Source organism: Mesorhizobium sp. B1-1-5 (genome assembly GCF_006443065.1).
Lineage (GTDB): Bacteria > Pseudomonadota > Alphaproteobacteria > Rhizobiales > Rhizobiaceae > Mesorhizobium.
Map to the genome: position 1 here is coordinate 1 of NZ_VFWS01000156.1, position 10,058 is coordinate 10,058.

General features: G+C 64.4%; 10 protein-coding genes and 1 pseudogene. 6 read left to right on the plus strand and 5 right to left on the minus strand.

Translation table 11 applies throughout. The annotated features are described in order from the left end of the window. Positions 1–349: pseudogene (locus FJ980_RS34805) on the minus strand (hypothetical protein); the annotation flags it as partial. A 157-nt stretch (positions 350–506) separates the two neighbouring features. Between FJ980_RS34805 and FJ980_RS27490 the strand changes: the two are divergent. Further along, complete coding sequence (locus tag FJ980_RS27490) at positions 507–710, plus strand: hypothetical protein (protein WP_095767385.1); 204 nt, start codon at positions 507–509, stop codon at positions 708–710. Positions 711–718: 8 nt separating this feature from the next. Here the strand turns inward: FJ980_RS27490 and FJ980_RS27495 are convergent, their stop codons facing one another. After that, entirely contained in the window at positions 719–1,639 is a 921-nt protein-coding gene (locus FJ980_RS27495) for a diacylglycerol kinase family protein (RefSeq protein ID WP_140546810.1), read from the minus strand. Between the two features lie 243 nt (positions 1,640–1,882). On the opposite strand from FJ980_RS27495, the gene FJ980_RS27500 reads away from it, so the two are divergent. Next, the gene (locus FJ980_RS27500) at positions 1,883–3,247 is read left to right on the plus strand and encodes a PRC-barrel domain-containing protein (RefSeq protein WP_140546818.1); all 1,365 of its coding nucleotides are present in this window, start codon (positions 1,883–1,885) and stop codon (positions 3,245–3,247) included. A gap of 127 nt (positions 3,248–3,374) precedes the next feature. Here FJ980_RS27500 and FJ980_RS27505 read toward each other — a convergent pair whose 3' ends face one another. Beyond that, positions 3,375–4,928: an alkaline phosphatase family protein gene (locus FJ980_RS27505; protein WP_140546811.1), complete on the minus strand. Its 1,554-nt coding sequence runs from the start codon at positions 4,926–4,928 to the stop codon at positions 3,375–3,377. A gap of 213 nt (positions 4,929–5,141) precedes the next feature. Between FJ980_RS27505 and FJ980_RS27510 the strand changes: the two genes are divergently transcribed. The 4 genes from FJ980_RS27510 (at position 5,142) to FJ980_RS27525 (ending at position 8,326) form a co-directional block, all read left to right on the plus strand. Then, on the plus strand, positions 5,142–6,074 hold the full coding sequence (locus FJ980_RS27510) for a VOC family protein (protein WP_140546812.1): 933 nt from the start codon (positions 5,142–5,144) through the stop codon (positions 6,072–6,074). A 3-nt stretch (positions 6,075–6,077) separates the two neighbouring features. Continuing rightward, complete coding sequence (locus FJ980_RS27515) at positions 6,078–6,707, plus strand: alpha/beta hydrolase (protein ID WP_140546813.1); 630 nt, start codon at positions 6,078–6,080, stop codon at positions 6,705–6,707. 1 nt (position 6,708) lies between these two features. After that, positions 6,709–7,008: a GNAT family N-acetyltransferase gene (locus tag FJ980_RS27520; protein ID WP_140546814.1), complete on the plus strand. Its 300-nt coding sequence runs from the start codon at positions 6,709–6,711 to the stop codon at positions 7,006–7,008. 259 nt (positions 7,009–7,267) lie between these two features. Beyond that, the gene (locus FJ980_RS27525; protein ID WP_140546815.1) at positions 7,268–8,326 is read left to right on the plus strand and encodes a dipeptidase; all 1,059 of its coding nucleotides are present in this window, start codon (positions 7,268–7,270) and stop codon (positions 8,324–8,326) included. Positions 8,327–8,451: 125 nt separating this feature from the next. On the opposite strand, the gene FJ980_RS27530 is transcribed toward FJ980_RS27525, so the two are convergent. Both FJ980_RS27530 and FJ980_RS27535 read right to left on the minus strand, forming a co-directional pair. Next, complete coding sequence (locus FJ980_RS27530) at positions 8,452–8,703, minus strand: hypothetical protein (RefSeq protein WP_140546816.1); 252 nt, start codon at positions 8,701–8,703, stop codon at positions 8,452–8,454. Positions 8,704–8,705: 2 nt separating this feature from the next. After that, positions 8,706–9,944, minus strand: coding sequence for an aminomethyltransferase family protein (locus FJ980_RS27535; protein WP_140546817.1), 1,239 nt, complete (start codon positions 9,942–9,944; stop codon positions 8,706–8,708). Positions 9,945–10,058: the final 114 nt, after the last annotated feature.

Consider the following 10,058-nt stretch of genomic DNA (forward strand, 5'->3'; position numbering starts at 1 on the left):
CGACGCCACGCTCGATCCGCGTTTCGCCGACAATCCGCTGGTCACGGGCAAGCAGCACATCCGTTTTTTTGTCGGCGGCGATGGCGTGGGCGCAGAAGGAAGTGCTGGTCGGCGTCTCCTTCTCGTCGAGGCCGATGCGCGCCTTTAACCGACGGCGACTGCTGCCGATCAGGCTCACCAGCGCGACGGGCGCTTCGGCGATTGCCGCAGCGAGACCGGTGATACGGTCGAAGTCCGGATCGGTTGCCGTATCCATGGCGCCAAGGCCCTGAAGCAGGGCGAGCCGCTCCGCATCGATCACGACGCGGCTGACGTCCGCCGGCAAACTATCCACCTTGCTGCTCACCATTCCCTCAAAACGCCACGCAATCGACCATCATATACACGCAATCGGTTGTCGCATGCTTGCTGGGCGTCTTTCCCGACACGGAACCTTCCCGAACAGGATCCGTTACCGACCATGTCGTGCCTGAAGCGCCCGCCGCCGCGCAGCATGGAGGCCAATCGTGACCAAGATCGTACCTGAAGACAAAGCTCGCCAGGGGCATTGGGGCTGGCATGCCCTCAGAATTCTCATCGCCGGGCTGCTGCTCGCCTTCATCGCGTGGGGCGCGGTCGAGATCTACGGCGAGCTGATCAAGTCGCCGACGACCCAGCAGAACGTGCCGACGGCGCCGCCCGCCGAGCAGAAATCCACTCAAGGCAGCTGATCTTTCCATCACGCCGCCTTTGCCTGCGCATTGCGGGAGGGGACAAGCACGTTCAGCGCGCCGGGGTGACTCTCGACCGTGGTTTTCCTCTCCAGCCTGATCAATTCGCCGTCCAGCACCGCGCTGAACTTCCTAGTGGGCGAACGGATTTTCAGCACGACCTTGCCAGCCTGATGCACTTCGACATGCGCGCTCTGGCGCAACCTGCCGCGCAGCATGTCCAGCAGCAGCTTCGCCAGATGATGACGCCGGCGCGCGACGCTGACATAGATGCCGAGCACGCCGCCAGCCGGGTTGTCGGCATAGGGCAGGTGGCCTTCGCCGAACAGATTGTTGGAGATGCCGATGCCGGTCGTGCGGGCGACGATCTCGGCCTTGCCGATGCTCAGGCTCACCTTGAGCGCCGGCGGGTTCTTGATAGCCGCCCACGCCGCGCGCACGGATGCCTGCATCTTTCCAAGGCGCGAGCCGAAATCCATTTTCTCGCGCAGCTGGACCATCTTGGCGTGCATGCCGACGGAGAACTGATGCACGAAAGGCTGGCCGTTGGCGCTCGCCATATCGACGGCGATCACCTCGCCGTCGGCAAAGGACTGCAACGCCGCTTCCAGTGTCTGCGGGATGCCCAGGCCGCGCGCAAACAGGTTCATCGTGCCGGCCGGCAAGATGGCCAGGGCCTTCTTCTTGTTCATGAGGAGGGATGCCGCGGTGGAAATCGTGCCGTCGCCGCCGCCGGCGAGAACAACGTCGATATTTCGCCTGGCGATTGCCTTTTCCAGCGCTGTGGCGACGTCGCGACCGGCAACGATGTCGATCTCGACCGAATGCCCCGCCGCTTCGAGGGTCTGATGCAGCTTTTCGGAAAACACTTCGATGTCGATGGTACGGAGGGTGCCGCCGTCCTGGTTCAGCACCGCAGCAAACCGCATATCCTGCTCCGTGTCGGGTCACTTTGAGCCGGCAGACCCTCAGCCGCAGGCTGAAACGAGGACGCCGCCGCAAAGGTTCCACCGGGAGGTCAGCGATCCACGGACGCGTGAACGCGTTGCGGTTGGAACAACCCTCCGGTCACAACGTTGTGAACCTGTAGACATTGCCGCTTCCGACCTGCCGTCAAGAGGCTGGCCAAGGAAGCGTCATGCACAGATCAGGCACGAGGAGAGACCACCATGATGATCCGCACTCTTTTTGCGACGACCGCGATCGCAACCCTTCTAGCAACCGGCGCTTTCGCGCAGACGACGCCCGCCCCGGCTCCACAGCCCCCAGCAGCCGAGAATCCGGCGCCGGTCCCGCGCGCCGATGGCGCGCTGATGACCAATATTATCGGCGAGTCCGTCTATAATGGCACGGGGGACGATGCACAGAATATCGGCAAGGTTGACGATGTCGTCTTCGATGCCAGCGGCAATGCCAAGTCGGCCATTATCGGGGTCGGCGGGTTCCTTGGCGTCGGCAAGAAGGACGTCGCTTTCGACTACGGCAAGCTGGAATGGGCAGAGAAGAACGGCGACCGCTGGCTGGTCGCCAAGTCGACCAAAGAGGAGCTGAGCGCTTTGCCGGCATTCGACCGCAAGCCTTATGATCCGGCGCCGGCGCAGTCGACCGGCGCTACGCAGCCCGCCAATAACACGACGACAGCCCAGGCTCCCGCGGCCGCACCGGCCGAGCCGGTGAAGAAGGCGGAGGGCAACCTCGCCACCAACATCATGGGCGAGTCGGTTTATAACGGCACTGCGGACGACGCCCAGAAGATCGGCGACGTGAAGGACATCGTGCTTGCCAAGGACGGCAAGGCCGAGTCGCTGGTGATCGGCGTCGGCGGCTTCCTCGGCATCGGCACGAAGAACGTCACTTTCGACTTCGACAAGGCGAAATGGGCGGAGAAGAACGGCGACCGCTGGCTGGTGGCCGAGACGACGAAGGAGCAGCTGCAGGCCCAGCCGGAGTTCGACCGCAAGCCCTATGATCCGGCGCCCGGCACGACGACGGCCGCGAACAACGCGCCGGCAACGACCACGCCTGCGGTGGTCGCTTCGGGCACGACGTCCGATAAGGGAGCGAAGCCGGCAGAGCCCGCCAAGTCGACGGCCGAGAACAAGCCTGCGACGCCGCCGGCCCAGAGCACGGCTGAGAACAAGCCCGCCGATAATAGCGGCGCTGCCACCGACCAGACCAAGACCGCTTCCATCGACAAGTCGACACTGACCGAGATGCCGATGGGCAATATGCGCGTCGACGACCTCAAGGGCACGACGGTCTATGGCGCAAACGACGACAAGATCGGTTCGATCGGCGATGTCGTGCTGACGCCCGACAACAAGCCTGACGCGGTCATTGTCGACGTCGGCGGCTTCCTCGGCATCGGCGCCAAGGAAGTGGCGATCGGCATGGATAAGCTCAAATTCATGACCGACAAGAACGGCAAGAAGTATCTCTACACCAACTTCACCAAGGAACAGCTGCAGGCGCAAACGGCCTATGACAAGAGCAGTTATGCCGCCAATCGCGACCAGCAGCGGATGATTCTGAAGTGACGATCAGGCAGTAGGCAGTAGGCAGTAGGCAGTAGGGTATAGGGAAAGAGGCTATTGCCTCCGGCCATCCAACGCGGACCATCTCCTACTGCCTACTGCCTACTGCCTACTGCCTACTGCCTACTGCCTACTGCCTACTCACGTACCCCACCACTCCATCTTCCGTCAGTTCCGCCAAGGCAAGGGACTGATCGAGGTGAGCGGCGCGCCAGGCAAGCGTCTTCTCGGCGAACTCGAGCCGTACCGGGAGATAGGCCGGGTCGTTCGCCACATTGTTCAGGTCGCCCGGATCTTTCGTCAAGTCGAACAGAAGCGCCGGCAGGCCGCCGCCGAAGTGGACATATTTGAAGTCCGCCGCGCGGATAACGGCGAGGTTGCAGGCGTTCGATCCGATACCGAAATGGCGTTCGGCTTCGCCTTGGGCGACCGTGCGGAAATCAAACTCCCAATGCGCGGCGTCGCGCCAGGCTTCCGGTTCCGTTCCGTCCAGCCAAGGCGCGAGCGAGCGGCCGTCGAGGTGGCGCTGCGGCGCGGCGCCGATCAGGTCGAGCATGGTCGGGAAGATATCGACGGCTTCAGTGAAGCGATCCACGGACGAACCGGCCGTGGCTTCCCGGCGCGGATCGCGGATGATCAACGGAATGTGGTAGCTGGCGTCGAAGAAGCCGCCTTTGCCGAGCATGAAATGATCGCCCATCATCTCGGCATGGTCGGAGGTGAGCACGACCAGAGTGTCGTCCCAGGCGCCCGCCGATTTGATCGCCTGCCAGACGCGGCCGAGCTGCGCGTCGACCTCGGAGATCATGCCGTAATAGATCGCGCGGATGCGGCGGAAGTTCTCCTCGCTCCAGTCCGGCACGTTGCCCTCGATGCCGGGGATGAATTTTGTCCGCTTCTGCCCGGCGAGATCGTAGGCGAGATAGGGATGGCTCCCGGCTTCGGCTTGCGGGTTTGTCGCGCGCTTGAAAGCGGGCCCTTCGGCCGGATCGTACATGGTGTTGTAGGGCTCCGGCACGATGAAGGGCGGGTGCGGGCTGATGAAGGAGATATGCGCGAACCACGGCGCGCTCTTCTCCTGCTCGCCAAGCCAGCGGATGAATTCGCCGGCCAGGAACGCGGTTGGCGTCTGGTCTTTCGAATAGACCGGCGGCGCGTTGGTCACGTCGCGTTCCGCCTGGCCTCGGGCCGGGCGGTGGATGTCGGGGCTGCCTGCGCCGGTGTCGATGCCTTGGGTCCGCAGCCATGACAACCATTGCTTCTGATGCTCGGGCAGGGCCTGTCGCACGGTGAATCCCGGCAGCACGCCTTCATAGCTGCGCAGGCGCGGATCCCCGGCCGGCAGCCGGCGCGGATCGAGCGAGACATCGGTGTAGCCGAACAGGGTGGGATCATAGCCCGCCGCGCGCGCCGAAAGCGCGATGTTGCCATGGCGCGCGTCAAGCGGCGTGCCATTGCGGCAGACGCGATTGTTCATCTGGTAGAGCCCGGTGTAGAGGCACGCGCGGGCAGGCGAGCAGGGTGCCGCCCCGCCATAGTGGCGGCGGAAAAGCACGCCTTCCGCGGCGAGCGCGTCCACATTCGGCGTCCTCACCACCGGATGGCCAGCCGCCGACAGGCAATCGCCACGCCACTGGTCGCAGGTGATGAGCAGAACGTTCGGGCGGTGCGTGCGATTGTCCAAGATCGTCTCCTTGTGGGAGCGCTCAGATGGAACGGAAATCACCCGTGTTGCAAGCCAAGCTTGGTGACAGATTGGTGAACATATCTCGAACAGTCGTTCACCTTTATGATACAGTCCATTCTATGTTTGCCCGCTTTGCCGCCGGCCCGCTCATCCTCATATTGGCGTGGACAGCGGCAAGGGCCGCACAAGGACAAGGGAAGGAGCACGGTTATGCTCAATCAGATACAGGGGCTGCATCACGTCACCTCGATGGCGAGCGACGCACGCCGCAACAATGAGTTCTTCACGAAAAAGCTCGGCCTGCGCCGGGTGAAGAAGACCGTCAATTTCGACGCGCCGGATGTCTACCATCTCTACTATGCCGACGAGGTCGGCACGCCGGGTTCGGTGATGACCTATTTCCCGTTCCCCGATATCGCCAAGGGCCGGCACGGCGTCGGCGAGGTAGGCACCACGGTATTCTCGGTGCCGGAAGGCACGCTGGCCTATTGGGAAAAGCGCTTCGCCGATGAAGGCGTGGGCAACGTCGCCCGCACGGAAAGTTTTGGCGAGAAGCGGCTTACCTTCACCGGTCCCGACGGCGACAGTTTCGCGCTTGTCGAGGACAAGACCGACAACAGAGCGCCCTGGGTCAAGGGCGGTGTTCCCGGCGACGAGGCGATCCGCGGCTTTCACTCGGTCTCGCTCCGGCTGAAGGATGGCGGCGCCACCGAGGAGCTTTTGAAATTCATGGGCTATGAGGAGGTCGACAAGTCCGGCAATATTCGCCGGCTGGCGATCAAGAACGGCAACGGCGCCGATGTCGTCGACATCGAATCGCTGCCGGGCGCCGGCTTTGCCAATCTCGGCGCCGGCTCGGTGCACCATGTCGCTTTCGCGGTCAAGGATCGCGCAAAACAGCTGGAAGTGCGCAAGGCCCTGGTCGACACGGGATATGGCGTGACGCCGGTCATCGATCGCGACTATTTCTGGGCGATCTATTTCCGCACACCGGGCGGCGTGCTGTTCGAGGTGTCGACCAACGAGCCGGGCTTCGACCGCGACGAGGACACCGCGCATCTCGGCGAGGCGCTGAGGCTGCCGGCGCAGCACCAGCATCTGCGGCCCTATCTCGAACAGCATCTGCAGAAGCTGGAAGACTGAGCCATGAGCAAGGACGCTTACATCCACAAGGTGCTGCCCGGTTCGCCGGGCAGCCCGCTGCTCTTCGTCCTCCACGGCACCGGCGCCGACGAGAACCAGCTTCTCGGCTTCGGCCGCGAGCTTATGCCTTCGGCGACGATCGTCTCGCCGCGCGGCGATGTGTCGGAGCACGGTGCTCCCCGTTTCTTTCGCCGCACCGGCGAGGGCGTCTATGACATGGACGACCTGGCGCGCGCGACCTCGAAGATGGCGGGCTTCGTCAAGGCGCATGTCGAGACCGCAAAACCCTCGGCGGTGTTCGGCCTCGGCTACTCCAACGGCGCCAACATCCTGGCCTCGGTGGTGTTCGCCGAGCCGGGCCTGTTCGATGGCGCGACGCTGATGCATCCGCTGATCCCATTCGAACCCCGCGTCCAGGGCAGCCTTGCCGGCCGCCGCATCCTGATCACGGCCGGCAGGCGCGACCCGATCTGTCCGCCCAATTTGACGTCGCGGCTCGAGGCCTATTTGCGCGCCGATGGCGCCGATGTCACAGTGGAATGGCACGACGGCGGGCATGAGGTTCGGCCGAATGAAATCGAGGCGGCGCGGCGGCTCTTCGCGCCGGCGCCGGTTGCCGAAGGAGGCAAATAACATGGCCGACCAACTGCCCGAGGTCGAACTGGAAGACCGCGGCTCAAAGGGTCGCTACGTGCTGCGCGGCCCGGGCGGCGCCGAGGCCGAGATGACGTTCACCAAGATCGGCGAGCACCAGCTCATCATCGACCACACCGAGGTGCCGGACGTCTTTCGCGGCCAGGGCGCCGGGCTTCGGCTCGTCACCCGCGCGGTCGAGGATGCGCGCGCCGCCGGCAAGAGGATCATCCCGCTCTGCCCCTTCGCCAACGCCCAATTCCGTCGCCATCCGGAATGGGCGGATGTCCTGAAACAGTAGCACCGTCTTTCCCTTCTCCCCTTGTGGGAGAAGGTGGCCGCGCAGCGGCCGGATGAGGGGTGTTCCAGCGGAGTGAGACGTTGGCATTCCCTGGAACACCCCTCATCCGTCTCGGCGCTATCGCGCCGATCCACCTTCTCCCACAAGGGGAGAAGGGGAAGCTCTTGGCATTTGCACCGCCCGGTCATCTTGCCTAAGTTGACGGTTCGCCCGGACGAAACCTGTCGTCCCGCCCGTCTCCGATTTGAATGGCTCCCTGATGACCGATACCGACCTGATCCCCGTTTTCGACGGACATAACGACACGCTGCTTCGGCTCTACCAGTCGAAGGAAGCCGATGTCGAAAAGCTGTTCATCGAGGGGACGCCGGGCGGGCATATCGACCTGCCGCGCGCGAGGAAGGGCGGCTTTGCCGGCGGCATGTTCGCGATCTTTCCGCCGCCGGTCGAAAAGTCGAAACGCAGCGCCGTGCCGCCGGCGCCGAGCGACAATGAACCGCTGCCGCCGGAACTGCCCCAGGCCGAGGCGATCACATCGACCATCGGCATGGCTTCGATCCTGTTCCGGCTGGAGCGCGCCGGCGCTCTGACCGTCTGCCGCAGCGCCGGCGATGTGCGTGACGCGATGGCGAAAGGCTCGATCGCGGCGGTGTTCCACATCGAGGGCGTCGAGGCGATCGATCCCGGGCTTGCCATGCTCGACGTGCTTCACGCCGCAGGGCTGCGCTCGCTGGGCATCGTCTGGAGCCGCCCCAACGCCTTCGGCAACGGCGTGCCGTTCCGCTTTCCGTCCTCGCCCGACACCGGGCCTGGTCTCACCGATGCCGGCAAGGCGCTGGTCAAGGCGTGCAACCAGCTCAGGATCATGATCGACCTCTCGCATCTCAACGAGAAGGGTTTTCGCGACGTGGCCGAGCTTAGCGATGCGCCGCTGGTCGCGACCCATTCCAATGTGCATGCGATCTGCGGCCATTCGCGCAACCTGACCGACTGGCAGCTCGGCGCGATCCGCGAGTCCGGCGGCATGGTGGGCCTGAACTTCGCCACCGGCTTCCTGCGCGAGGACGGCCGCATGAACGCCGACACCAGCATTGATGTCATGGTGCGCCACATCGACTCGCTGCTGCAGGCGCTGGGTGAGGACGGCGTCGGGCTAGGCTCGGATTTCGACGGCGCCATGATCCCAGCCCCCATCGGTGACGTCGCCGGCCTGCCGAAGCTCATCGACGCGCTCGCCGCGCGCGGTTTCGGGCGCGCGCTGATAGAGAAGATCGCTTATCGGAATTGGTTGAGCGTGCTTGAAAGGACCATCGGATAAGTGTCCGTGAAGGGACGATCATCGACGCTCAGAGATTGGAGGCAGAACGCTCTCAACTTCGTCATTCTAGGGTCTGCGCGCGTCACTTCGCTCCTTGCTCCGCCCTAGACGAAGTGAGGCGTACCCTAAGCACCCAGGCGCTTCAGCCAGTCCTTGCCGACGCCGCGGTCGCGGATGATCGGCAGGGGATCCTCATGGTCGAGCCGGGCGCAAATGCGGTAGACCTCCAGCGTCTCGGCGTTCATCTCGCCGCGCTTGAAGAAATACATCGCCGCCGCGTAGCGGGTGCGGCCGGACCACATCTCGCCGAGCGGCGTGTTGACCAGTTGCCACTGCTCGGCGGCTTCGGCCTCCAGGTCCTCCGCTTCGCTTGCCATGGTCAAAAGTCCGCGGGCGGGTTGGCGGTGCGGCGGTCGAGCTTGATGAAGGGCCGTGGCACCAATTTCGCCTTCTTCATCAGCTTCTGGTACTGCAGCTCGCGCATGGCGTAAATCTCGACCCAGAGGTCGTCGACGATCGTGTCGCCATAGGGCCGCTGCAGCGAGGCGAGCGCGATGTTGCGCTTGGCCATGGGCGACCACATCGCCGCGCTGACCAGCCCGACCTCCCGGCTCTTCTTGTAGTAGACGATCGCGTGCTCGGCCGGGATGTTGCCTTCGATCTCCAGGCCGACCAGTACATGGCGCAGCTTCTTCTTCGTCCGGGCTTCGAGGATGGCGCGGCGGCCGTTGAAATGGCCTTTGTCCGGATCGATCATGAAGCCGAGGCCGATCTCGTCCGGCATGCGCAGGCGGTCGGCGCGGATGGCGTGCTCGGCAGCCGTGAAATCGGCATTGGCGACGATCAGCCCCGCCTCCAGCCGGGCGCGGTTCAGCGCGGTATAGCCGATGGCGCGGATGCCGCGCAGCTCGCCCGCCGCCATCACCCGGTCCCACAGGCTCAGCGCCCTGTCGGCCGGCACGAACAATTCGTAGCCGAGATCGCCGGTGAAGCCGGTGCGCGAGATGGTCACCGCAGCGCCGTCATGCGCGAACTCGGCGAGATCGAAGATTTTCAGCCGCTCGACGCCGGCAAAGCCCGCTTCGCGCAGGATGGCGAAGGAGGTCGGGCCCTGGAGCGCCAGTCCGGCGACCGCTTCGGTCTCTTCCTCGACACTGACCTGATAGCCGATCGCGCTGTCGAGCAGCCAGGGCAGATGGCGCTCCTGCGAGCAGAGACGGAAGCGTGTCGGCGAGAGCCGGAACAAAGTGCCATCGTCGAGAACGAAGCCTTCGTCATCGCACCAGGCGGTGTAGTGGACGCGGCCGGGTTTCAGCTTGGTCACGTCGCGCAGCGTGACGCGGTCGAGATAGGCTTCGGCGTCCGGACCCTCGATCCGGTATTTAGTCATCGGCGAGATGTCGAACAGCGCCGCCTGGCTGCGGATGGCGAAATATTCGAGCTCCTCGTCCCACAGAGAATGCGGCGCGCGGTAGCCGGCCCAGCTGTACCAGTCGTTCGTCAGCGCCAGCGCGTCGATGCGCGGCTGGAAGGGCGTGCCCATGCGCAAAGTGCGGAAGTGGGATTGGGCGAGGGTGCGGGTGTCGGCCGAGGGCTTGATCGTGGGATGATGGTTCATGACGGCGTTCCTTCGCGCCCCCCTCTGTCCTGCCGGACATCTCCCCCTCTTGGGGGGAGATTGGCTGTCACCGGCGGTTTCGCCGATCTTCGACGTTGCAGGAGGTGAGCCGGG

What these genes read in the sequence shown, in the direction of transcription:
- FJ980_RS27495 (WP_140546810.1), bottom strand. Translation starts at nt 1,639, where the DNA reads ATGCGGTTTGCTGCGGTGCTGAACCAGGACGGCGGCACCCTCCGTACC.
- FJ980_RS27500 (WP_140546818.1), top strand. Translation starts at nt 1,883, where the DNA reads ATGATCCGCACTCTTTTTGCGACGACCGCGATCGCAACCCTTCTAGCA.
- FJ980_RS27525 (WP_140546815.1), top strand. Translation starts at nt 7,268, where the DNA reads ATGACCGATACCGACCTGATCCCCGTTTTCGACGGACATAACGACACG.
- FJ980_RS27535 (WP_140546817.1), bottom strand. Translation starts at nt 9,944, where the DNA reads ATGAACCATCATCCCACGATCAAGCCCTCGGCCGACACCCGCACCCTC.
- FJ980_RS27510 (WP_140546812.1), top strand. Translation starts at nt 5,142, where the DNA reads ATGCTCAATCAGATACAGGGGCTGCATCACGTCACCTCGATGGCGAGC.
- FJ980_RS27515 (WP_140546813.1), top strand. Translation starts at nt 6,078, where the DNA reads ATGAGCAAGGACGCTTACATCCACAAGGTGCTGCCCGGTTCGCCGGGC.
- FJ980_RS27530 (WP_140546816.1), bottom strand. Translation starts at nt 8,703, where the DNA reads ATGGCAAGCGAAGCGGAGGACCTGGAGGCCGAAGCCGCCGAGCAGTGG.
- FJ980_RS27520 (WP_140546814.1), top strand. Translation starts at nt 6,709, where the DNA reads ATGGCCGACCAACTGCCCGAGGTCGAACTGGAAGACCGCGGCTCAAAG.